Source organism: Vibrio splendidus, assembly GCF_024347615.1.
GTDB classification, from domain to species: domain Bacteria; phylum Pseudomonadota; class Gammaproteobacteria; order Enterobacterales; family Vibrionaceae; genus Vibrio; species Vibrio splendidus.
Window position 1 is genome coordinate 3505888 of sequence record NZ_AP025508.1, and the last position, 19499, is coordinate 3525386.

Here is a 19499-nt window from a genome sequence, read left to right on the forward strand (position 1 = left end):
AATTATGATTGATAGTCCTTTTCGTTTACCACGTTACACGCCTTTTGGTTTAGGTGAGTCTGTTGTCGAGTGGGCAACTGGGCTATCAAAGCTAGATAAGCTCTATCAAGATAGACCTGATGAGTTATCTAGCTTTGAATTCATGCATCACACCTTGTCAGCATTGAATATCGACTATTCCGTTTCAGCAGGCGCCACTGATAATATTCCCGAACAAGGGCCAGTAGTCATTGTGGCTAACCACCCACTTGGTGCGATTGAAGGCGTGATCCTTGCTGATCTCGTAGGATCGGTAAGAAAGGATGTGAAGGTGTTGGCCAATGAGTTGCTCAAGCGACTGCCTGAACTGGATGATCTTTTCATTGGGGTCGATGTCTTTAACAGTAAAGAATCGAAACGCACCAATGCTAAAGCGATTCGAGATGCCAATCGTCATTTAGCAGACGGTGGACTCTTGATTGTGTTCCCTGCTGGCGAAGTATCGAGTTACCGTAAAGGGGCCAAGACACTAACAGACATCGAGTGGAGCAAATCAGTCGCAAAGTTTGTTAAGCGTCACCAAGCCACCACGGTGCCTATCTTTATCAATGGCAAGAACAGTGAGCTTTTCTACCAAGCAGGCCGTGTTCACCCACTACTGAGAACGGCTTTACTTGGCCGTGAACTTCTTAATAAACAGGCGACGACTATCTCTATCTCGATTGGCTCTTCGATTCCGTATTCAGAGATCAAATCGTTTGAAAAAGAGATGGATATCGTCAACTACCTACGACTCAATACCTACCTAATGAGTCAACAAGATAGCCCGAATACGCCAATCCACGCGCCCTCTTTTGACACCCAAGTGATTGCGCCTATTCCACCAGAAGTGTTGGCAATAGAGGTCGATTCTCTTCCTGAAGAGATGAAGTTACTTGAGCAAGGAGACTTCGAGGTCTACTGTACGCCAAGCCAATCTATTCCTAACTTAATGCGCGAAATTGGTCGAGTTAGAGAAGAGAGTTTCCGAGAAGTCGGAGAAGGCAGCGGGCTTGCCTGTGATTTAGATGAGTATGACCTTTACTACCATCAACTGTTTGTATGGAACAAAGCTAAGGCTGAATTAGTGGGTGCATACCGACTTGGTATGGTCGACAAGCTCATCGCTGAGCACGGGCTTGATAAGCTCTACTCTCGTAGCCTGTTTAACTACAATCAAAAATTCATCGATACTTTAGACAACAGTATCGAGCTTGGGCGTTCTGTAGTGAGCAAGCCTTATCAAAAGAGCCTTAACTCACTATTACTATTGTGGAAAGGTATCGCGGCCTTCGTGTATCGTCATCCTCAATACACTCACCTATTCGGCCCAGTCAGTATCAGTAATGATTACAGCCACAATGCGCGTCTGTTGATTGCGACTACCCTATCCATACACCATTACGATGAACAAAAGGCGAACTTGGTTTCTCCTTCGTCACCACTCAATACCAATAATAATGTGTTCTGGCAGAATCACCTGCTATCGTCATTGGCGAGTGTCCCTCTGCTTTCTAAAGTGTTGGCTCGTATGGAGCAAGGGAAAGGCCTACCGGTACTGCTACGCCAATACTTAGGGATGAACGGTAAACTTGTGTGCTTTAACGTCGATCCATCTTTTAATGATGCCTTGGATGGCTTGATTGTGGTTAATCTTAAGAAAGTACCGTTGAAAACCCTAGGCAAATACATGGGCAGAGACCTCGCTCAAGATTATCTAGAGCAACACAGTCGACGCTGATTTAGCCTGCTCTGTACCTCTCCCCAAATAAGTGCGATGATTTCGGCACTTATTTGGGTTAGGTTATTTTCATGCACTCCTCTTTTATCGAACAACTACAAAGCTTTGACTTCTCTGAGAGTCAGATTGAATCTCTATTAGCTGTCGCGAAGCCGCTTGAGCTGCCAACCCGACACATCCTGATCAATCAAGGTGAGATGGCGAGTTCGATCTACTTTGTACTTGAAGGCTTGTGCCACGCTTGTTATCTCACTAATGACGGCAAGCAATACAGCAAAGAATTCTACTGGGAACAAGACTGGATCATCGGCTTTGAGAGTTTGATAAAGAACCAAGCGTCCCCTTACCTACTAGAAACGCTCACACCCATCACAATGTTAGAACTGCCAATGAATGCGGTTATCGAGTGGCGTGCATCAAATAACCCTCTGTATTTAAAGCTGCTAGAAACTCAGCTCATGCACAAGGAAAACAAAGAACGCTTTATGTTGCTTTATACCCCAGAGCAACGCTACCAACTGTTCTGCGAACATTACCCCGACCTTGAACAGCGCTTGAACGACAATCAAATTGCGGCTTACCTAGGTATAACCGCGATCAGTCTGAGCAGAATTAAAGGTCGAATTAACAATAGTTAATGCCAACAATCATCGCACATAGTACATTCAGAGCATCGATAATCTCTGGATGTAAACATGATCACTTGGCACTCAATTCCCTTCTCTGAACTTTCAACACAACAGCTTTATCAATTACTTAAATTACGAGTCGATGTTTTCGTTGTTGAGCAAAATTGCCCTTATCCAGAGCTCGATGGTAAAGATACACTCGCAGGTGTTGAACACTTGCTTGGCTATGCTGATGCAGAGCTAGTGGCGTGTGCCCGTTTGTTACCACCAGGTACTTCTTACGACAATACCAGCATCGGCCGAGTGGCGACCAAGCAATCAGCAAGAGGTGATGGCTTGGGTCATCAATTGATCAAAGAAGCGTTAACACGCTGTGAGACTCTTTGGCCGAGCAAGACCATCGATATTGGCGCGCAACAACACCTAGAAAACTTCTATGCGAATCACGGGTTCGAAACTATCTCTGAGATATATCTGGAAGACGATATTCCGCATGTAGACATGAGATTTGAAAAGTAATGACGAATATCACTGTCGGTATTCTATTGTTGGTTGCAGGTAACTTGTTTGCCTCGCTTTCCGACGTAGCGGTAAAACTGTTGAATGGCGAAGTACCGCCTCTTCAGTATATTTTTTTCCGACAGTTGATATCTCTGCTCATCATCACCCCTTTGTGGCTACAACAGAAAAAAGAACAACGACGCTTACAACAAGCTAAAGTGACCTTTATTCGAGGACAACTGATCCTAATCGGCAGCGGATGTATGGTCGTCGCGATTACCCATTTATCTTTGGCCACCGCTAACGCTGTATTTTACGTCGCGCCCTTGTTAATGCTGCCTTTATCGATATTTCTACTCAAAGAGCAACCCGCACTGGGTAAGGTGATAGCAACCACTATCGGCTTCATTGGCGCACTGATTGTCTTAAGGCCATCGCAATTTCATTGGGCAGCATTGTTTGCATTAGGCACAGCGCTGACGCTCGCACTGTTCAATGTATTGGTAAGAAAGCTTCCGAGTGAGCAAACGGTGGTCACTACGCTGTGGTGGACAACGTTATTTTCTATTCCAGCATCATTGATACTGTGCTTCTTATACTGGCAACCGGTATCTGTGGAGCATTTGGGATACATAGCATTAAGTGCGACGCTAATCTTAAGCTACAACGGGCTTGCGGTCGCTGCCTACCAAAAAGCACACTCAAGTCAAATTGCCTTGGCTGAATACTCAGGCTTAGTGTTTGTCGCCATAATAGGCGCTATATGGTTTGATGAGATTCCAGATACGTTAACCTTTATCGGAATTATGCTCATCATCTTACCGCTTGCACCTTTCAAGCGACCAAAAAAAAGAGCTAATCGTTAGCTCTTTTCTATCGACTATCTGTATCTGACGAAACGCTTTAACGCAGGCTCAGTATTGAGCTACTTACTACGGCCAAAGCCACCGTCAGACAATCGGAAAAACATCACCGAAGTGTTGCCTTTTTCTAGCTGAAGAATGTCTAGTTGCCCGGTCTCGGCGAGTTTGAATCGAACTAGCTGGCCTTTACGAATCTGACTAAGTGGTTTGTCTGCCCCTTCAATACGCACTAGCGCGTTCAAGTCAGACAACGGTAAGTCGTTATTTCGAAAAACCTGCGCTAACGTATCCCCTTGCTTTACAAGATACTCCTGCCAGTTGTTATTACTCGGTTCTGATGAACTGCTCTTGGCATTTTGCTGTTCGCTTAAGCCAACCGTGTTTATCTCAAGCTCAACGCGCGATGTTGCTGGGGCTGCGTCTACTTTAGGTTCTGGTAGCGGCGCAAAAAGTAAGATCAATACGATCGGCGAAATCACCATCAATAATCTCTGGTGTAATTTCGGCAATGATCCCCAAGCCTGCACGGTTGAGGTTTTCATTTTCTTGATATCGATCGAGCTTAATTTCTCTTTGACCTGATTCAGTCGATCCTTGAACTCTGCTAAGTGGTCTACTTTCTGTTTTTTCTTTTGACGACGATTCATGCCACTGCGTCCTATACATTGAATAACTACAGTATAAAAACCAAAGTACCAACAGTATAGATCTTTCCGCTACAACAGAGACCAAAGCAAGAAAATTGACATAGCTGTGATTTGGACACGTTAAAGCGTAAGTGATCAGGGGCTAGCCGTTTATTCAGGCTGCTAATACTGGTATTCTTACCCTTTTCGTACTGACAAAAAGAGTGACTTTTCATGTCTGAAGTAAAATTTGAAACTGTAGAGCAAAAAGCTAGCTACGGTATCGGTCTACAAATGGGCCAACAACTTGCTGGTTCTGGTCTTGAAGGCCTAAACGTTGACGCAATCGCTGCTGGTATCGCAACAGCTCTAGTTGGTGACATGCCAGCTATCGAAGTTGACGAAATCAACAACGCACTACAAGAGCTACACACTCGTGGTGAAGCTGCACGTCAAGAACTAGCTAAAGCAGCAGCTGCTGACGGCGAAGCTTTCCTAACTGACAACGCTCTTCGTTCAGAAGTAACAGTTCTTGAGTCTGGTCTTCAGTACGAAGTACTAACTGAAGGTACTGGCGAAATCCCTACTGCAGACAAGCAAGTACGTGTTCACTACCACGGTGAACTAACTGACGGTACTGTTTTCGACAGTTCTGTATCTCGCGGTCAACCTGCTGAATTCCCAGTAACTGGCGTAATTCAAGGTTGGGTACAAGCTCTACAAATGATGCCTGTTGGCTCTAAGTGGAAGCTATACATCCCTCAAGATCTAGCATACGGTGAGCGCGGCGCAGGTGCTGCAATTCCACCATTTGCAGCTCTAGTGTTTGAAGTAGAACTTCTAGCTATCCTTTAATTTTTATAAAAACCTTTAGTAAAACAAAATACTATAGGCAAATAAAATTAAAATAATCCAACGGCGATGTGACTACATCGCCGTTTTTCGTTTATAGTGAATAGGTCGATTACTTTATTACTTAAGGAAGAATAATGAAGAAAATACTCATCACTATGCTCAGCAGCCTTGCTGTAGTTTCTTGCGCTAGCACTAGCGACTCTGAACAAACCGGTTCAACATCAGATACCAACTATTCCCAACTATCGCAAACTGCCCTGATGGCAGCAGTGAATATGTGGTCTCAACAAAACGAAACAACACCACTTGCTGATACCGTTGCTGATCAAGCATCTGTTACCAGCGATCAAGCAATTGGTGGTATCGGTTCAATGTTGGCGCTTGCACAAAATTCACTTGGCTCAGCAGACAATAAAGAACTCGCATCACTCATTCCTGGAATGTCTTCGCTTGAATCAACTGGCTTATCATCAGTTCTAAGCTCACAAGGTGCTGTTGAAAGTGCGTTTGCTGGGTTAGGTATGGATTCGTCAATGGTTACGACATTTGCACCAATCATTCTTCAGGCACTTCAATCACAAGGTGCAACGAGCGGCCTTATGGATTCACTTGCCGCTATTTGGCAGTAAGGCCATCGCGATTAGCGATTAGCGATTAGTTAAAGAATATTGTAAGGGCACTTCGGTGCTCTTTTTTGTGCGTGGAAGAAAAGATATTTGAGATACGAGATACGAGATACGAGATACGAGATACGAGATACGAGATACGAGATACGAGATACGAGATACGAGATACGAGATATTTTTAAAAAATAGATCAGAGCAGGCAAGTAAAAATGCCAAACATCGTGGTGCAATTTTTCAATTCGATAGAAACAAAAAAAGCCGAGCTAATGCTCGGCTTTTTGTATTAAGAATCTAGTATAGATTACTCAGCAGCTTCTTCAGCAGCTGGGCGGTCTACAAGCTCAATGTAAGCCATTGGAGCTTTATCACCAGTACGGAAACCACATTTAAGAATGCGAGTGTAACCACCTTGGCGAGCCGCGAAACGCGGGCCTAGTTCATTAAATAGTTTTGCCACAACTTCGTTATCACGAGTGCGAGCAAATGCAAGACGACGGTTAGCAACACTGTCTGTCTTAGCTAGGGTAATCAATGGCTCAATTACGCGACGTAGTTCTTTTGCTTTAGGCACGGTAGTTTTAATAACTTCGTGACGAACAAGAGAGCTAGCCATGTTGCTGAACATCGCTTTGCGATGACTGCTGTTGCGGTTGAGTTGACGACCACTTTTACGATGGCGCATGACCTAATCCTTCTAACTTTTCGATTAATCTTCAGCGATTGACGCTGGTGGCCAGTTTTCTAGGCGCATGCCTAGAGAAAGACCACGTGAAGCAAGCACATCTTTAATCTCTGTAAGAGATTTCTTACCAAGGTTTGGCGTTTTAAGTAGCTCAACCTCAGTGCGCTGTACAAGATCACCGATGTAGTGAATCGCTTCTGCTTTCAAACAGTTAGCAGAGCGAACTGTTAGTTCAAGATCGTCTACAGGACGTAGTAGGATAGGATCGAATTCTGGCTTCTCTTCCTTCTCCTCAGGTACACGTACATCACGAAGATCTACGAACGCATCCAGTTGTTCAGCTAAAATAGTAGCTGCACGACGGATTGCTTCCTCAGGTTCTAGAGTACCGTTCGTTTCCATATCGATAACAAGCTTGTCTAAATCAGTACGTTGTTCTACACGTGCCGCTTCTACAGCATAGGCGATTTTATCAACCGGGCTGTAAGTAGCGTCAACTAATAGACGACCGATAGGACGCTCATCTTCTTCAGTATGGATACGAGCTGAAGCTGGAACGTAACCACGACCACGTTCTACTTTGATACGCATAGCGATCTCAGCATTGTCATCCGTTAGGTGACAAATTACGTGCTCAGGGTTAGCGATCTCTACATCACCATCGTGGGTGATGTCACCTGCAACAACAGGGCCTGAGCCTGATTTGTTCAGTGTAATAAACACTTCATCTTTGCCTTCAGCAACGCGTACAGCTAAACCTTTAAGGTTTAGAAGGATTTCCAGGATATCTTCCTGAACGCCTTCTTTAGTGCTGTATTCGTGTAGCACACCTTCAATTTCAACTTCTGTTACGGCACAACCCGGCATAGAAGATAGAAGAATGCGGCGAAGAGCATTACCTAGAGTGTGGCCGAAACCGCGCTCTAATGGCTCAAGAGTTACTTTCGCGTGTGTCGTATTGATCTGTTCAATGTCAACAAGACGCGGCTTAAGAAATTCTGTTACAGAACCCTGCATTGTGTCCTCTCTTTTTTTAACCTTACTTAGAGTAAAGTTCGACGATCAAGTGTTCATTGATGTCAGCTGATAGGTCAGAACGCTCAGGCATACGCTTGAATGTACCTTCCATTTTGCTAGCATCTACTTCAATCCAAGTTGGCTTTTCACGTTGTTCAGCAACTTCTAGAGCCGCTTTAATACGAGATTGCTGTTTAGCTTTCTCGCGGATAGAAACAACGTCGTTAGCCGCTACTTTGAAAGAAGGAACGTTTACAACTTTACCGTTAACTAGAACAGACTTGTGGCTAACTAGTTGACGAGATTCAGCACGAGTAGCGCCAAAGCCCATACGGTAAACTACGTTATCAAGACGACCTTCAAGAAGCTGAAGCAGGTTTGCACCTGTGTTGCCTTTAAGACGTGCAGCTTCTTTGTAGTAGTTGCGGAATTGTTTTTCTAGAACGCCGTAGATACGACGAACTTTTTGCTTCTCACGAAGCTGAACGCCATACTCAGATAGACGACCGCGACGAGCGCCGTGTACACCTGGTGCGTTATCAATTTTACACTTGGTATCGATCGCACGGACACCAGACTTAAGGAATAAGTCAGTACCTTCGCGACGGCTAAGCTTCAGCTTAGGACCCAAATATCTTGCCATGATCTTTCTCCAATATTCCTAGAAACGAAACTTAAACGCGACGTTTCTTAGGTGGACGACAACCGTTATGAGGGATTGGTGTCGCATCAACAATGTTAGTGATACGGAAACCAGCAGCGTTCAGTGCACGAACAGTAGATTCGCGACCTGGACCTGGACCCTTAACCATAACTTCCAAGTTCTTTAGGCCATATTCTTTAGCCATTTCACCACAACGCTCAGCTGCAACTTGTGCTGCGAACGGAGTAGATTTACGAGAACCACGGAAACCTGAACCACCTGCTGTAGCCCATGCAAGAGCGTTGCCTTGGCGGTCAGTGATAGTTACGATTGTGTTGTTGAAAGAAGCATGAATGTGCGCTACGCCATCAGCTACTTGCTTGCGTACGCGCTTACGCGCGCGAGTTGGTTGTTTTGCCATTGTACTCTACCTTATCCGACTATTTCTTGATCGGCTTGCGCGGACCCTTACGGGTGCGAGCGTTGGTTTTAGTACGCTGTCCACGTAGTGGTAGACTGCGACGATGACGAAGACCGCGGTAACAGCCAAGGTCCATAAGACGCTTGATGTTCATCGATACTTCACGACGTAGATCACCTTCTACAGTGTATTTAGCTACACCATCACGCAGTTGATCGATCTGCTCTTCAGTTAGTTCACTGATCTTAGCATCTTCAGCAATACCCACTTCAGCTAGAATAGCTTGAGAGCGAGTTTTACCAATACCGTAGATTGCAGTAAGTGCAATTACAGAATGCTTATGATCAGGAATGTTAATGCCGGCTATACGGGCCATTATTCACTCCTAAGGGGGTTCATAAAAGAATTATCCGCAGCAAAGCCCGTTATGGATACGCTGCGGCATACTACTTCTTTTGCACGCAAAAGGTAGGCCGAGGAATATACTCGACTCTACCTAGTATTTCAAGTAAAAATTTCTGCTGATTAGCCTTGGCGTTGCTTATGCTTTGGCTCACTGCAAATCACGCGAACGACACCGTTACGCTTGATAACTTTACAGTTACGGCAGATTTTTTTAACGGAAGCACGAACTTTCATTGCTAAACTCCGTAAATGGAATCGAAATAATTACTACCGAATTAACGGCCGTAACCTTTCAGATTCGCTTTCTTTAACACAGAATCATACTGTTGTGACATCAGATGAGTCTGTACCTGTGCCATGAAATCCATGATAACAACCACTACGATTAGTAGGGAAGTGCCGCCAAAGTAGAAACGAACGTTCCACGCGACCATCATGAACTCAGGAATCAGACATATAAAAGTAATGTATAGAGCGCCCGCAAGGGTTAGTCTAGTCATCACTTTATCGATATATTTCGCTGTCTGCTCACCTGGGCGGATACCGGGTACGAATGCACCAGACTTCTTCAAGTTATCAGCTGTTTCACGTGGGTTAAACACCAACGCTGTATAGAAGAAACAGAAGAAGATTATAGCTGCTGCATAAAGCATTACATACAACGGTTGACCTGGGCTAAGAGCTAATGACACGTCAGTTAACCAACCGAACGCGCTGCTTTCACCATTTTGACCAAACCACTGCGCTAATGTTCCTGGGAACAAAATAATACTTGATGCAAAAATCGCTGGTATAACACCTGCCATATTAATCTTAAGTGGCAAATGAGAACTTTGTGCTGCAAACACTTTACGACCTTGTTGACGCTTCGCATAGTTAACGACGATACGACGTTGACCACGCTCCATGAAAACCACGAAGTAAATTACAGCAAAAGACAATACCGCGATAAACAACAGAAGAAGCACATGCAATTCACCTTGACGCGCTTGCTCGATTGTTTGACCGATTGCAGAAGGCAATCCAGCAACAATACCTGCAAAAATCAGAATGGAAATACCATTACCGATTCCTCGCTCAGTGATTTGTTCACCTAACCACATCAAAAACATGGTACCAGTTACTAAACTCACGGTAGCAATAAGCGTAAACATGGTTTGGTTGATAACAACCAGATTGTCGACCATGTTTGGTAAGCCTGTTGCGATACCAATAGCTTGGAATGTTGCAAGTACAAGCGTGCCGTAGCGTGTATATTGGCTTATCTTACGACGGCCTGCTTCACCCTCTTTCTTGAGTTCCGCTAACGCTGGATGAACTACAGTTAGCAATTGGACTACGATCGATGCCGAAATGTACGGCATGATACCCAATGCTAATATAGATGCACGCTCAAGAGCACCACCGGAGAACATGTTAAACATTTCTACGATGGTACCTTTTTGCTGATCGAACAAATCGGCAAGTACAGCTGCGTCAATACCAGGGATCGGCACAAAAGAGCCGGCTCGGAATACTAAAAGTGCACCAATTACGAATAATAAGCGCGACTTTAGTTCACTTAAGCCGCTTTGAGCACTACGAAAATCTTTTCCTGGTTTCTTAGCCATCTGTACCTCGTTCCTCGAGATTATTCCTCGATTTTACCGCCTGCAGCTTCGATTGCAGCTTTAGCGCCTTTAGTCACGCGTAGACCTTTAACAGTCACAGCTTTGCTTAGGTCACCAGAAAGAACGATCTTAACAAACTCGATGTTCTTAGTGATAACGTTAGCAGCTTTAAGGCTGTTAAGATCAACTACGTCACCTGTTACTTTCGCTAGCTCAGCTAGACGAACTTCAGCAGACACTAGGCTCTTACGAGAAGTGAAACCGAATTTAGGTAGACGTTGTTTTAGAGGCATTTGACCGCCTTCAAAACCTGGACGAACAGAGCCGCCAGAACGTGACTTTTGACCTTTGTGACCGCGGCCACCTGTTTTACCAAGGCCAGAACCGATACCACGACCTACACGCTTCTTAGAAGGTTTAGAGCCAGCAGCCGGTGATAGAGTATTCAAACGCATTCTGATTACTCCTCAATCTTAACCATGTAGTAAACCTTGTTGATCATACCGCGTACGCACGGTGTATCTTCAAGTTCTACTGTATGGTTGATGCGACGAAGACCTAGACCTTTAAGACACGCTTTGTGCTTAGGTAGGCGACCAATTGAGCTTTTAGTTTGAGTTACTTTAATAGTTGCCATCGTGTTCTTACTCCGAAATAGATTCAACAGTTAGACCACGTTTAGCAGCAACCATTTCTGGTGACTTAACGTCTACTAGAGCACCAATCGTTGCGCGAACAACGTTGATTGGGTTCGTTGAACCGTATGCTTTAGAAAGTACGTTATGTACGCCTGCAACTTCAAGTACGGCACGCATTGCACCACCGGCAATAACACCTGTACCTTCAGCAGCTGGCTGCATGTAAACTTTAGAGCCCGAATGACGACCTTTCACCGGGTGGTGAAGAGTGCCTTCGTTAAGCGCAACAGTAACCATGTTACGACGCGCTTTTTCCATTGCTTTTTGAATCGCAGCAGGTACTTCACGAGCTTTGCCGTAACCGAAACCTACGCGACCATTACCGTCACCAACTACTGTTAGTGCAGTAAAGCTCATGATTCGACCACCTTTAACCGTCTTAGATACACGGTTAACAGCGATCAGCTTTTCTTGCAAATCATTAGCTTGTTGTTGTTCTTTAGCCATCTTCCAACCCTACCTTAGAATTTCAGACCAGCTTCGCGAGCAGAATCTGCTAGCGCCGCTACTCGACCGTGGTATTGGAAACCAGAACGATCAAATGCAACTGTAGCTACGCCTTTTTCAAGAGCGCGCTCAGCAACAGCTTTACCAACTGCTTTAGCTGCATCAACGTTACTAGTGTTCTTAACTTGCTCACGGATCGCTTTTTCTACAGTAGAAGCAGCTGCGATAACCTCAGAGCCGTTTGCCGAGATAACTTGAGCGTAAACATGGCGAGGAGTACGGTGTACTACCAAGCGAGTTGCGCCAAGTTCTGCAATCTTACGACGTGCACGTGTAGCACGACGGATGCGAGATGCTTTCTTATCCATAGTGATACCTTACTTCTTCTTAGCTTCTTTAGTACGCACATTTTCATCTGCGTAACGAACACCTTTACCTTTATAAGGTTCAGGAGCACGGTAAGAACGAATGTCAGCCGCAACTTGACCTACTACTTGCTTATCGCAACCAGTAATAATGATCTCAGTTTGGCTAGGGCACTCAGCTTTAATACCTTCAGGTAGAGCGTGCTCTACTGGGTGAGAAAAGCCTAGTGTTAGACCTACAGAGTTGCCTTTGATAGCAGCACGGTAACCAACACCTTTAAGAGTTAACTTCTTAACGAAGCCCTGAGTAACACCCACAACCATGTTATTAACTAGAGCGCGAGCTGTACCAGCCTGTGCCCATGCGTTAGTAACACCTTCTTTCGGACCGAAAGTTAGGTTGTTTTCTTCCTGTGCAATAACTACGGCGCTGTTAAGAACGCGAGTAAGCTCACCTTTGCTACCTTTTACAGTAACTTCTTGGCCGTTTAGTTTCACCTCTACGCCAGCTGGAATAGCGACAGGTGCTTTAGCAACACGAGACATAATCTACTCCTTAAGCTACGTAACAGATGATTTCACCGCCAAGACCTGCTTTGCGAGCAGCACGGTCAGACATCAGACCCTTGGAAGTAGAAACAACTGCAATACCAAGACCACCCATCACTGTAGGTAAAGAGTCTTTATTTTTATAAACTCTTAGACCAGGACGTGATACACGCTTGATTTGCTCGATTACAGGTTTAGCTTGGAAGTACTTAAGAGTAACTTCTAGCTCAGGTTTTACTTCGCTGTCAACAGCGAAGTCTACGATGTAACCTTCAGCTTTAAGTAATGCAGCAATTGCAACTTTAAGCTTTGAAGAAGGCATTTTTACAGCAACTTTATTTGCTGCCTGACCGTTACGAACTCGGGTCAGCATATCCGAAATCGGATCTTGCATGCTCATAAGATTTACTCCAAATGATTAAGTGGCAATTACCAGCTAGCCTTACGAAGACCCGGAATCTCGCCTTTCATGCAAGCTTCACGAACCTTAATGCGGCTTAGACCGAATTTACGTAGGTAACCGTGTGGACGACCAGTTTGGTTGCAACGGTTGCGCTGACGTGATGCACTTGAATCACGTGGAAGAGATTGCAGTTTAAGAACCGCATTCCAACGATCTTCTTCAGATGCGTTTACATCGCTAATGATAACTTTTAGCGCAGAACGCTTTTCAGCGAACTTAACTACTAGTTTTGCACGTTTAGCTTCACGTGCTTTCATTGATTGTTTAGCCATAACAGTAACCCTACCCTTACTTACGGAATGGGAAGTTAAAGGCAGCCAGCAGAGCTCGGCCTTCCTCATCGGATCCCGCAGATGTCGTGATAGTAATATCAAGACCGCGGACACGATCGACTTTATCGTAGTCGATTTCCGGAAAGATGATTTGCTCGCGAACGCCCATGCTGTAGTTACCGCGTCCGTCAAAAGACTTAGCGCTAACACCACGGAAATCACGTACACGTGGAAGTGCGATAGAGATTAAACGCTCTAAAAATTCCCACATGCGCTCACCACGCAAGGTTACTTTACAACCAATTGGGTAGCCTTCACGAATTTTGAAACCAGCTACAGATTTACGCGCTTTCGTGATAAGTGGCTTTTGACCAGAGATCGTTGCCATATCAGATGCTGCGTTTTCTAGCAGTTTCTTATCGTTGATTGCTTCACCAACGCCCATGTTTAGGGTGATTTTCTCAATCCTAGGGACTTGCATGACGCTTGTGTAGCTGAACTCTTTGGTAAGCTCAGCGACTACAGACGACTTGTAGTAATCATGCAGTTTCGCCATAGTAGAACTCCAAATTACTTCTAATTAGTTAGAAACAGTTTCGCCGTTAGATTTGAAGAAACGAACTTTCTTGCCATCTTCGATACGGAAACCGATACGGTCTGCTTTACCAGTAGCCGCGTTAAAGACTGCAACGTTAGAAGCATCAATAGCTGCTTCTTGTTCAACGATGCCACCTTGTTGACCTAGAGCCGGAACCGGCTTTTGGTGTTTTTTAACAAGATTGATGCCTTCAACAACAACTTTACCAGTTGTCAGAACCTTAGTTACTTTACCTTTCTTGCCTTTATCTTTACCAGCAAGAATGATTACTTCGTCGTTACGACGGATTTTAGCTGCCATGTTGCCGCTCCTTACAGAACTTCAGGTGCAAGTGATACAATCTTCATGAATTTCGCGTTACGAAGTTCACGAGTCACAGGACCAAAGATACGTGTGCCGACTGGTTGCTCAGTAGTGTCATTTAACAATACACAAGCATTACTGTCGAAGCGAATGACAGAACCGTCTGGGCGACGAACGCCTTTACGGGTGCGCACTACTACCGCCTTCAGAACATCACCTTTCTTTACTTTACCGCGAGGAATCGCTTCCTTCACTGTAACCTTGATGACGTCACCGATATGTGCATAACGGCGGTGAGAGCCACCCAGAACCTTAATACACATTACCTTGCGCGCGCCAGAGTTATCTGCTGCGTCAAGTGTACTTTGCATCTGGATCATTGTTAGTGCTCCGCTAAATATTAAAACTAGACCCTCTCGGGTCGGGCTACCTCTTTAAAAGGGACGCGAATTGTACCACCCTTTTTTTAAATTGGGTAGACAAAAAACAAGCGGCTCCAAAAAATAATTTGGAGCCGCTTATAAGTTATAGAATTACAAAGATTAAATCTTCGCTTTTTCTAGAACTTTAACCAATGTCCAAGACTTAGTCTTAGACAGAGGACGACACTCAGCGATTTCAACTTTGTCGCCTAGGCCACAAGTGTTGTCTTCGTCGTGTGCGTGTACTTTAGTCGTGCGTTTGATGAACTTACCGTAAATTGGGTGTTTTACAGTACGCTCAATAGCAACAACGATAGACTTGTCCATCTTGTCACTTACTACACGGCCTTGCTGGATGCGGTTAGTTTCGCTCATTATGCGCCTGCCTTTTCAGTCAAAACAGTTTTCACACGTGCGATGTCACGGCGTACAGCTTTTAGAGTATGAGTTTGCTGAAGTTGACCAGTTGCAGCTTGCATGCGCAAGTTGAACTGTTCACGTAGCAAATTCAATAGCTCAGCGTTAAGCTCTTCAACGTTCTTTTCGCGTAGATCTTGTGCTTTCATCACATCACCTGCTTAGTTACAAAAGTAGTTTTAACAGGCAGTTTACGCGCCGCTAGGCGGAACGCTTCACGTGCCAACTCTTCAGGTACGCCATTCATCTCGTACATAACTTTGCCTGGTTGGATTTGAGCAACCCAGTACGCAACTGAACCTTTACCTTTACCTTGACGAACTTCAAGAGGCTTTTCAGTAATTGGTTTGTCTGGGAAAACACGGATCCAGATTTGACCTTGACGCTTAATGTGACGTGTCATAGCACGACGTGCCGCTTCGATTTGACGTGCAGTCAGACGACCACGGCCAACAGCTTTAAGACCGAATTCGCCGAAGCTTACTTCAGTACCTTTAGCTAGACCACGGTTACGACCAGTCATAACCTTGCGGAACTTAGTACGTTTTGGTTGTAGCATCGTTCGACTCCTTACTTACGGCCTTTACGCTGCTTCTTAGGCTTATCGCCTTTTGGCTCTACTGCGTTAGCAGCTGGCATACCGCCTAGAATCTCACCTTTGAAGATCCAAACTTTAATGCCGATCACACCGTATTGAGTGTGAGCCGAAGAAGTTGCGTAATCAATGTCTGCACGTAGAGTGTGTAGAGGCACACGGCCTTCACGGTACCACTCTGAACGTGCGATTTCAGCACCGCCAAGACGGCCGCCTACTTGTACTTTGATGCCTTTAGCGCCTAGACGCATAGCATTTTGTACCGCACGCTTCATTGCACGACGGAACATAACACGACGCTCTAGTTGAGACGCGATGCTATCAGCTACAAGCTGACCATCTAGCTCAGGCTTACGTACTTCAGCGATGTTAATTTGCGCTGGTACACCTGCGATTTTAGCTACAGCTGCGCGTAGCTTCTCTACGTCTTCACCTTTCTTACCGATAACAACGCCAGGACGAGCTGTGTGAATAGTCACACGGATGCTCTTCGCTGGACGCTCGATAACGATACGAGATAATGATGCTTTTTGTAGTTCCTTGGTAAGGAACTGACGTACCTTGAAGTCGCCGTCTAGGTTGTCAGCGAATTCGTTGGTATTAGCAAACCATGTAGCATTCCAAGGCTTGACGATGCCAAGACGAATACCATTAGGATGTACTTTCTGACCCATTGCTTACTCTCCTAGTCTTTAGCGATCTGCTACAACAATAGTGATGTGGCTTGAACGCTTCAAGATACGATCCGCACGGCCTTTAGCACGAGGCATAATACGCTTCATGATAGGGCCCTCATCTACGAAGATTTTAGCGACATTTAGATCGTCGATATCTGCACCTTCGTTATGTTCCGCGTTAGCGATAGCTGACTCAAGAACTTTCTTAACTAAAACAGCAGCTTTTTTGTTGCTGAAAGTTAGAATTTCTAGAGCCTGGTCTACCGACTTACCGCGAATTTGGTCTGCAACTAAGCGAGCTTTCTGTGGAGAAATACGAGCAAAGTTATGTTTAGCTAAAGCTTCCATCATCTACTCCTTATTTCTTCTTAGCTTTCTTATCTGCAGCATGACCGCGATAAGTACGAGTTGGTGCAAATTCGCCTAGTTTGTGACCGATCATTTCTTCGGTAACGAAAACAGGGACGTGCTGACGACCATTATGGACAGCGATGGTCAAACCAATCATTGTTGGGATGATCATTGAGCGACGGGACCAAGTCTTAATAGGCTTTTTGTCTCCGCTTTCCACCGCTTTCTCTACCTTCTTCAGCAAGTGTAGGTCAATAAAAGGACCTTTCTTGAGAGAACGTGGCATGGCGATTCCTCTTTATAAATTATTTAGTGCGACGACGTACGATGTACTTGTCAGTGCGCTTATTCTTACGAGTCTTGAAGCCCTTAGTAGGAACGCCCCAAGGAGATACTGGGTGACGACCACCAGATGTGCGGCCTTCACCACCACCATGTGGGTGATCCACCGGGTTCATTACTACACCACGTACGGTTGGACGTACGCCGCGCCAGCGTGAAGCACCAGCTTTACCAAGTTCACGTAGCATATGCTCAGAGTTACCAACTTCACCGATCGTTGCACGACCTTCAGAAAGTACTTTGCGCATTTCACCAGAACGTAGACGGATAGTTACGTATGCACCATCGCGAGCGATGATTTGAGCATAAGCACCAGCCGAACGAGCTAGTTGTGCACCTTTACCAGGCTTAAGTTCAACACAGTGTACAGTAGAACCTACTGGGATGTTGCGCATCGGCAGAGTGTTACCTGCTTTGATTGCAGCATCTACGCCAGATTGAATCTGGTCGCCTGCGTTAACACCTTTAGGTGCAATGATGTAACGACGCTCACCGTCTGCGTACAGAACTAGAGCGATGTTAGCACTACGGTTTGGATCGTATTCTAGACGCTCAACTTTCGCTGGGATGCCATCTTTAGTACGTTTGAAGTCAATCAGACGGTAATGGTGTTTATGACCACCACCGATGTGACGTACTGTAATACGACCGTTGTTGTTACGACCACCGTTCTTAGAGTTTTTCTCTAAAAGTGGTGCGTATGGCTTACCCTTGTGCAGGTCAGCGTTAACAACTTTAACGACGTGACGACGACCAGGGGAAGTCGGCTTACATTTAACAATAGCCATTTTTACTACTCCTGTTATTCCGCGCCGCCAACGAAGTCAAGATCTTGACCTTCTTTCAAAGTAACGTAGGCTTTCTTAACGTCTGAACGACGGCCTTCACGCATACCTTGACGTTTGGTCTTACCCTTTAATACAAGAGTATTTACAGACTTAACTTCAACTTCAAATAGCTTTTCTACAGCTGCTTTGATCTCTTTCTTAGTTGCATCTTTAGCTACTTTGAAAACGATAGTGTTCGCTTTCTCAGCTGCCATAGTTGCTTTTTCAGAGATGTGCGGAGCACGTAGAACTTTTAAGATACGCTCTTCAGTGATCATGCTAGCATCTCCTCAACTTGCTTAACTGCATCAGCAGTCATCAGAACCTTGTCGAAAGCGATTAGTGATACTGGATCAACACCAGCAACATCACGTGCATCTACTTTGTATAGGTTACGAGCAGCTAAGAATAGATTTTCATCTACTTCGCCAGTCACAATCAGAACGTCGTTTAGCTCAAGCTCTTTAAGCTTAGCTACAAGTTCTTTTGTTTTTGGTGCTTCTACAGAGAAGTTATCAACAACGATTAGACGCTCTTGACGAATCAACTCAGACAGAATGCTCTTCATAGCACCGCGGTACATTTTTTTGTTTACTTTTTGGCTGTGATCTTGTGGTTTCGCAGCAAAAGTAACACCACCTGTACGCCAGATTGGGCTACGAATTGTACCAGCACGTGCACGGCCAGTACCTTTTTGGCGCCATGGCTTAGCACCGCCGCCTGATACTTCAGAACGAGTCTTTTGAGCACGAGTACCTTGACGAGCACCTGCTGCATATGCAACAACTACTTGGTGTACTAGAGCTTCGTTAAAGTCACGTCCGAAAGTAGTCTCGGAAACAGTTAGTGCATCAGCACCTTTAACCATCAATTCCATTACTTACTCCTAGACGTTATGCTTTAACAGCAGGTTTTACGATCACGTTACCGCCTGTTGAGCCTGGTACTGCACCTTTAATAAGGAGTAGATTGCGCTCAGCGTCAACACGTACGATCTCTAGGTTTTGAGTCGTTACACGCTCAGCTCCCATGTGACCTGCCATTTTCTTGCCTTTAAACACGCGGCCTGGAGTTTGACATTGGCCAATTGAACCCGGTGCGCGGTGAGACAAAGAGTTACCGTGAGTCATATCTTGAGTAGAGAAATTCCAACGCTTGATAGCGCCTTGGAAGCCTTTACCTTTAGATGTACCAGTAACGTCTACTTTTTTAATTTCGTTGAAAAGTTCTACGTTTAGCTCAGCGCCAACTTCAAACTCTTCGCCGTTTTCTAAACGGAATTCCCAAAGACCGCGACCTGCTTCTACACCCGCTTTCGCGAAGTGACCAGCTTCAGGTTTAGTTACACGGTTAGCTTTCTTAGCACCAGTAGTTACTTGGATTGCTGCGTAGCCGTCTGTCTCAAGAGTTTTAACTTGAGAAATACGGTTCGCTTCAACCTCAACAACAGTTACTGGGATAGAAACGCCTTCTTCAGTAAATACGCGGGTCATACCCACTTTACGTCCGACTAGACCAATCATTATTCTTATCTCC

At 45.1% G+C, this 19499-nt stretch carries 34 protein-coding genes; 6 read left to right on the forward strand and 28 right to left on the reverse strand.

Features of this window, described 5'->3' with window-relative positions:
- The first annotated feature begins 4 nt into the window (after positions 1-4).
- The 4 genes from OCU90_RS15680 (at position 5) to OCU90_RS15695 (ending at position 3755) form a co-directional block, all read left to right on the forward strand.
- Positions 5-1759 carry a lysophospholipid acyltransferase family protein gene (locus tag OCU90_RS15680; protein WP_061023546.1) on the forward strand — a complete coding sequence of 585 codons (1755 nt, stop codon included), beginning with the start codon at positions 5-7 and terminating at the stop codon, positions 1757-1759.
- A gap of 71 nt (positions 1760-1830) precedes the next feature.
- A complete protein-coding gene (locus OCU90_RS15685) occupies positions 1831-2397 on the forward strand; it encodes a Crp/Fnr family transcriptional regulator (protein WP_017083773.1) in 567 nt (188 codons plus the stop codon).
- 57 nt (positions 2398-2454) lie between these two features.
- The gene (locus OCU90_RS15690; RefSeq protein ID WP_061023548.1) at positions 2455-2907 is read left to right on the forward strand and encodes a GNAT family N-acetyltransferase; all 453 of its coding nucleotides are present in this window, start codon (positions 2455-2457) and stop codon (positions 2905-2907) included.
- Complete coding sequence (locus OCU90_RS15695) at positions 2907-3755, forward strand: DMT family transporter (RefSeq protein ID WP_061023550.1); 849 nt, start codon at positions 2907-2909, stop codon at positions 3753-3755. The genes OCU90_RS15690 and OCU90_RS15695 overlap by 1 nt, the downstream gene beginning before the upstream one ends.
- Before the next feature lie 59 nt (positions 3756-3814).
- Here OCU90_RS15695 and OCU90_RS15700 read toward each other — a convergent pair whose 3' ends face one another.
- On the reverse strand, positions 3815-4399 hold the full coding sequence (locus OCU90_RS15700) for a LysM-like peptidoglycan-binding domain-containing protein (protein WP_061023552.1): 585 nt from the start codon (positions 4397-4399) through the stop codon (positions 3815-3817).
- 213 nt (positions 4400-4612) lie between these two features.
- On the opposite strand from OCU90_RS15700, the gene OCU90_RS15705 reads away from it, so the two are divergent.
- Together OCU90_RS15705 and OCU90_RS15710 are read left to right on the forward strand one after the other, a co-directional pair.
- Positions 4613-5233 carry an FKBP-type peptidyl-prolyl cis-trans isomerase gene (locus OCU90_RS15705; RefSeq protein WP_017078817.1) on the forward strand — a complete coding sequence of 207 codons (621 nt, stop codon included), beginning with the start codon at positions 4613-4615 and terminating at the stop codon, positions 5231-5233.
- A gap of 134 nt (positions 5234-5367) precedes the next feature.
- Positions 5368-5862, forward strand: coding sequence for a DUF2780 domain-containing protein (locus OCU90_RS15710; RefSeq protein WP_017083776.1), 495 nt, complete (start codon positions 5368-5370; stop codon positions 5860-5862).
- A 298-nt stretch (positions 5863-6160) separates the two neighbouring features.
- On the opposite strand, the gene rplQ is transcribed toward OCU90_RS15710, so the two are convergent.
- The 27 genes from rplQ to rplC all read right to left on the reverse strand — a co-directional run bounded on the left by rplQ (position 6161) and on the right by rplC (position 19486).
- The gene (rplQ, locus tag OCU90_RS15715) at positions 6161-6541 is read right to left on the reverse strand and encodes a 50S ribosomal protein L17 (protein WP_004729812.1); all 381 of its coding nucleotides are present in this window, start codon (positions 6539-6541) and stop codon (positions 6161-6163) included.
- 24 nt (positions 6542-6565) lie between these two features.
- Positions 6566-7558, reverse strand: coding sequence for a DNA-directed RNA polymerase subunit alpha (locus OCU90_RS15720; RefSeq protein ID WP_004729813.1), 993 nt, complete (start codon positions 7556-7558; stop codon positions 6566-6568).
- Between the two features lie 22 nt (positions 7559-7580).
- Positions 7581-8201, reverse strand: coding sequence for a 30S ribosomal protein S4 (gene rpsD / locus OCU90_RS15725; RefSeq protein WP_004729814.1), 621 nt, complete (start codon positions 8199-8201; stop codon positions 7581-7583).
- A gap of 31 nt (positions 8202-8232) precedes the next feature.
- Positions 8233-8622, reverse strand: coding sequence for a 30S ribosomal protein S11 (gene rpsK / locus OCU90_RS15730; protein ID WP_004738778.1), 390 nt, complete (start codon positions 8620-8622; stop codon positions 8233-8235).
- 19 nt (positions 8623-8641) lie between these two features.
- Positions 8642-8998, reverse strand: a complete 357-nt coding sequence (rpsM, locus tag OCU90_RS15735) for a 30S ribosomal protein S13 (RefSeq protein WP_004738779.1) — start codon at positions 8996-8998, stop codon at positions 8642-8644.
- A gap of 149 nt (positions 8999-9147) precedes the next feature.
- Positions 9148-9261 (reverse strand): 50S ribosomal protein L36, encoded by a 114-nt coding sequence (gene rpmJ, locus OCU90_RS15740; RefSeq protein WP_000868186.1) that lies wholly within the window; start codon positions 9259-9261, stop codon positions 9148-9150.
- A 41-nt stretch (positions 9262-9302) separates the two neighbouring features.
- Positions 9303-10637: a preprotein translocase subunit SecY gene (gene secY, locus OCU90_RS15745; protein ID WP_004736759.1), complete on the reverse strand. Its 1335-nt coding sequence runs from the start codon at positions 10635-10637 to the stop codon at positions 9303-9305.
- A gap of 20 nt (positions 10638-10657) precedes the next feature.
- Positions 10658-11092 carry a 50S ribosomal protein L15 gene (rplO, locus tag OCU90_RS15750; protein ID WP_004736758.1) on the reverse strand — a complete coding sequence of 145 codons (435 nt, stop codon included), beginning with the start codon at positions 11090-11092 and terminating at the stop codon, positions 10658-10660.
- A 5-nt stretch (positions 11093-11097) separates the two neighbouring features.
- Positions 11098-11274, reverse strand: coding sequence for a 50S ribosomal protein L30 (gene rpmD, locus OCU90_RS15755; protein WP_004736756.1), 177 nt, complete (start codon positions 11272-11274; stop codon positions 11098-11100).
- A gap of 7 nt (positions 11275-11281) precedes the next feature.
- Positions 11282-11782: a 30S ribosomal protein S5 gene (gene rpsE / locus OCU90_RS15760; protein WP_004736754.1), complete on the reverse strand. Its 501-nt coding sequence runs from the start codon at positions 11780-11782 to the stop codon at positions 11282-11284.
- 14 nt (positions 11783-11796) lie between these two features.
- A complete protein-coding gene (rplR, locus tag OCU90_RS15765; protein WP_004736752.1) occupies positions 11797-12150 on the reverse strand; it encodes a 50S ribosomal protein L18 in 354 nt (117 codons plus the stop codon).
- Positions 12151-12159: 9 nt separating this feature from the next.
- Positions 12160-12693, reverse strand: a complete 534-nt coding sequence (rplF, locus tag OCU90_RS15770; protein WP_004736750.1) for a 50S ribosomal protein L6 — start codon at positions 12691-12693, stop codon at positions 12160-12162.
- A 10-nt stretch (positions 12694-12703) separates the two neighbouring features.
- Positions 12704-13096: a 30S ribosomal protein S8 gene (gene rpsH / locus OCU90_RS15775; protein WP_004736749.1), complete on the reverse strand. Its 393-nt coding sequence runs from the start codon at positions 13094-13096 to the stop codon at positions 12704-12706.
- 29 nt (positions 13097-13125) lie between these two features.
- Positions 13126-13431, reverse strand: coding sequence for a 30S ribosomal protein S14 (gene rpsN, locus OCU90_RS15780; RefSeq protein ID WP_004736747.1), 306 nt, complete (start codon positions 13429-13431; stop codon positions 13126-13128).
- Positions 13432-13447: 16 nt separating this feature from the next.
- On the reverse strand, positions 13448-13987 hold the full coding sequence (rplE, locus tag OCU90_RS15785; protein WP_004736744.1) for a 50S ribosomal protein L5: 540 nt from the start codon (positions 13985-13987) through the stop codon (positions 13448-13450).
- 24 nt (positions 13988-14011) lie between these two features.
- Entirely contained in the window at positions 14012-14329 is a 318-nt protein-coding gene (rplX, locus tag OCU90_RS15790) for a 50S ribosomal protein L24 (RefSeq protein WP_004736742.1), read from the reverse strand.
- An 11-nt stretch (positions 14330-14340) separates the two neighbouring features.
- On the reverse strand, positions 14341-14712 hold the full coding sequence (gene rplN, locus OCU90_RS15795) for a 50S ribosomal protein L14 (RefSeq protein WP_004736740.1): 372 nt from the start codon (positions 14710-14712) through the stop codon (positions 14341-14343).
- A 162-nt stretch (positions 14713-14874) separates the two neighbouring features.
- Positions 14875-15129: a 30S ribosomal protein S17 gene (gene rpsQ / locus OCU90_RS15800; protein WP_004736739.1), complete on the reverse strand. Its 255-nt coding sequence runs from the start codon at positions 15127-15129 to the stop codon at positions 14875-14877.
- Positions 15129-15320: a 50S ribosomal protein L29 gene (rpmC, locus tag OCU90_RS15805; protein ID WP_004736737.1), complete on the reverse strand. Its 192-nt coding sequence runs from the start codon at positions 15318-15320 to the stop codon at positions 15129-15131. Before rpmC ends, rpsQ begins: the two co-directional genes overlap by 1 nt.
- Positions 15320-15730, reverse strand: coding sequence for a 50S ribosomal protein L16 (gene rplP, locus OCU90_RS15810; RefSeq protein WP_004736736.1), 411 nt, complete (start codon positions 15728-15730; stop codon positions 15320-15322). The genes rpmC and rplP overlap by 1 nt, the downstream gene beginning before the upstream one ends.
- Before the next feature lie 11 nt (positions 15731-15741).
- Complete coding sequence (rpsC, locus tag OCU90_RS15815; protein ID WP_004736734.1) at positions 15742-16440, reverse strand: 30S ribosomal protein S3; 699 nt, start codon at positions 16438-16440, stop codon at positions 15742-15744.
- Positions 16441-16458: 18 nt separating this feature from the next.
- Positions 16459-16791, reverse strand: coding sequence for a 50S ribosomal protein L22 (gene rplV, locus OCU90_RS15820; protein WP_004736732.1), 333 nt, complete (start codon positions 16789-16791; stop codon positions 16459-16461).
- 10 nt (positions 16792-16801) lie between these two features.
- Positions 16802-17080, reverse strand: a complete 279-nt coding sequence (rpsS, locus tag OCU90_RS15825) for a 30S ribosomal protein S19 (RefSeq protein ID WP_004736729.1) — start codon at positions 17078-17080, stop codon at positions 16802-16804.
- Between the two features lie 19 nt (positions 17081-17099).
- The gene (gene rplB, locus OCU90_RS15830) at positions 17100-17924 is read right to left on the reverse strand and encodes a 50S ribosomal protein L2 (protein WP_017076297.1); all 825 of its coding nucleotides are present in this window, start codon (positions 17922-17924) and stop codon (positions 17100-17102) included.
- A gap of 14 nt (positions 17925-17938) precedes the next feature.
- Positions 17939-18241: a 50S ribosomal protein L23 gene (gene rplW, locus OCU90_RS15835; RefSeq protein ID WP_004736765.1), complete on the reverse strand. Its 303-nt coding sequence runs from the start codon at positions 18239-18241 to the stop codon at positions 17939-17941.
- Positions 18238-18840, reverse strand: a complete 603-nt coding sequence (gene rplD, locus OCU90_RS15840; protein ID WP_004736764.1) for a 50S ribosomal protein L4 — start codon at positions 18838-18840, stop codon at positions 18238-18240. Before rplD ends, rplW begins: the two co-directional genes overlap by 4 nt.
- 16 nt (positions 18841-18856) lie before the next feature.
- Complete coding sequence (gene rplC, locus OCU90_RS15845) at positions 18857-19486, reverse strand: 50S ribosomal protein L3 (RefSeq protein ID WP_004736763.1); 630 nt, start codon at positions 19484-19486, stop codon at positions 18857-18859.
- Positions 19487-19499 lie beyond the last annotated feature (13 nt).

What these genes read in the sequence shown, in the direction of transcription:
- OCU90_RS15680 (WP_061023546.1), top strand. Translation starts at nt 5, where the DNA reads ATGATTGATAGTCCTTTTCGTTTACCACGTTACACGCCTTTTGGTTTA.
- OCU90_RS15685 (WP_017083773.1), top strand. Translation starts at nt 1,831, where the DNA reads ATGCACTCCTCTTTTATCGAACAACTACAAAGCTTTGACTTCTCTGAG.
- OCU90_RS15690 (WP_061023548.1), top strand. Translation starts at nt 2,455, where the DNA reads ATGATCACTTGGCACTCAATTCCCTTCTCTGAACTTTCAACACAACAG.
- OCU90_RS15695 (WP_061023550.1), top strand. Translation starts at nt 2,907, where the DNA reads ATGACGAATATCACTGTCGGTATTCTATTGTTGGTTGCAGGTAACTTG.
- OCU90_RS15700 (WP_061023552.1), bottom strand. Translation starts at nt 4,399, where the DNA reads ATGAATCGTCGTCAAAAGAAAAAACAGAAAGTAGACCACTTAGCAGAG.
- OCU90_RS15705 (WP_017078817.1), top strand. Translation starts at nt 4,613, where the DNA reads ATGTCTGAAGTAAAATTTGAAACTGTAGAGCAAAAAGCTAGCTACGGT.
- OCU90_RS15710 (WP_017083776.1), top strand. Translation starts at nt 5,368, where the DNA reads ATGAAGAAAATACTCATCACTATGCTCAGCAGCCTTGCTGTAGTTTCT.
- rplQ (WP_004729812.1), bottom strand. Translation starts at nt 6,541, where the DNA reads ATGCGCCATCGTAAAAGTGGTCGTCAACTCAACCGCAACAGCAGTCAT.
- OCU90_RS15720 (WP_004729813.1), bottom strand. Translation starts at nt 7,558, where the DNA reads ATGCAGGGTTCTGTAACAGAATTTCTTAAGCCGCGTCTTGTTGACATT.
- rpsD (WP_004729814.1), bottom strand. Translation starts at nt 8,201, where the DNA reads ATGGCAAGATATTTGGGTCCTAAGCTGAAGCTTAGCCGTCGCGAAGGT.
- rpsK (WP_004738778.1), bottom strand. Translation starts at nt 8,622, where the DNA reads ATGGCAAAACAACCAACTCGCGCGCGTAAGCGCGTACGCAAGCAAGTA.
- rpsM (WP_004738779.1), bottom strand. Translation starts at nt 8,998, where the DNA reads ATGGCCCGTATAGCCGGCATTAACATTCCTGATCATAAGCATTCTGTA.
- rpmJ (WP_000868186.1), bottom strand. Translation starts at nt 9,261, where the DNA reads ATGAAAGTTCGTGCTTCCGTTAAAAAAATCTGCCGTAACTGTAAAGTT.
- secY (WP_004736759.1), bottom strand. Translation starts at nt 10,637, where the DNA reads ATGGCTAAGAAACCAGGAAAAGATTTTCGTAGTGCTCAAAGCGGCTTA.
- rplO (WP_004736758.1), bottom strand. Translation starts at nt 11,092, where the DNA reads ATGCGTTTGAATACTCTATCACCGGCTGCTGGCTCTAAACCTTCTAAG.
- rpmD (WP_004736756.1), bottom strand. Translation starts at nt 11,274, where the DNA reads ATGGCAACTATTAAAGTAACTCAAACTAAAAGCTCAATTGGTCGCCTA.
- rpsE (WP_004736754.1), bottom strand. Translation starts at nt 11,782, where the DNA reads ATGGCTAAAGAACAACAACAAGCTAATGATTTGCAAGAAAAGCTGATC.
- rplR (WP_004736752.1), bottom strand. Translation starts at nt 12,150, where the DNA reads ATGGATAAGAAAGCATCTCGCATCCGTCGTGCTACACGTGCACGTCGT.
- rplF (WP_004736750.1), bottom strand. Translation starts at nt 12,693, where the DNA reads ATGTCTCGTGTTGCTAAAGCACCTGTCGCTATTCCAGCTGGCGTAGAG.
- rpsH (WP_004736749.1), bottom strand. Translation starts at nt 13,096, where the DNA reads ATGAGCATGCAAGATCCGATTTCGGATATGCTGACCCGAGTTCGTAAC.
- rpsN (WP_004736747.1), bottom strand. Translation starts at nt 13,431, where the DNA reads ATGGCTAAACAATCAATGAAAGCACGTGAAGCTAAACGTGCAAAACTA.
- rplE (WP_004736744.1), bottom strand. Translation starts at nt 13,987, where the DNA reads ATGGCGAAACTGCATGATTACTACAAGTCGTCTGTAGTCGCTGAGCTT.
- rplX (WP_004736742.1), bottom strand. Translation starts at nt 14,329, where the DNA reads ATGGCAGCTAAAATCCGTCGTAACGACGAAGTAATCATTCTTGCTGGT.
- rplN (WP_004736740.1), bottom strand. Translation starts at nt 14,712, where the DNA reads ATGATCCAGATGCAAAGTACACTTGACGCAGCAGATAACTCTGGCGCG.
- rpsQ (WP_004736739.1), bottom strand. Translation starts at nt 15,129, where the DNA reads ATGAGCGAAACTAACCGCATCCAGCAAGGCCGTGTAGTAAGTGACAAG.
- rpmC (WP_004736737.1), bottom strand. Translation starts at nt 15,320, where the DNA reads ATGAAAGCACAAGATCTACGCGAAAAGAACGTTGAAGAGCTTAACGCT.
- rplP (WP_004736736.1), bottom strand. Translation starts at nt 15,730, where the DNA reads ATGCTACAACCAAAACGTACTAAGTTCCGCAAGGTTATGACTGGTCGT.
- rpsC (WP_004736734.1), bottom strand. Translation starts at nt 16,440, where the DNA reads ATGGGTCAGAAAGTACATCCTAATGGTATTCGTCTTGGCATCGTCAAG.
- rplV (WP_004736732.1), bottom strand. Translation starts at nt 16,791, where the DNA reads ATGGAAGCTTTAGCTAAACATAACTTTGCTCGTATTTCTCCACAGAAA.
- rpsS (WP_004736729.1), bottom strand. Translation starts at nt 17,080, where the DNA reads ATGCCACGTTCTCTCAAGAAAGGTCCTTTTATTGACCTACACTTGCTG.
- rplB (WP_017076297.1), bottom strand. Translation starts at nt 17,924, where the DNA reads ATGGCTATTGTTAAATGTAAGCCGACTTCCCCTGGTCGTCGTCACGTC.
- rplW (WP_004736765.1), bottom strand. Translation starts at nt 18,241, where the DNA reads ATGATCACTGAAGAGCGTATCTTAAAAGTTCTACGTGCTCCGCACATC.
- rplD (WP_004736764.1), bottom strand. Translation starts at nt 18,840, where the DNA reads ATGGAATTGATGGTTAAAGGTGCTGATGCACTAACTGTTTCCGAGACT.
- rplC (WP_004736763.1), bottom strand. Translation starts at nt 19,486, where the DNA reads ATGATTGGTCTAGTCGGACGTAAAGTGGGTATGACCCGCGTATTTACT.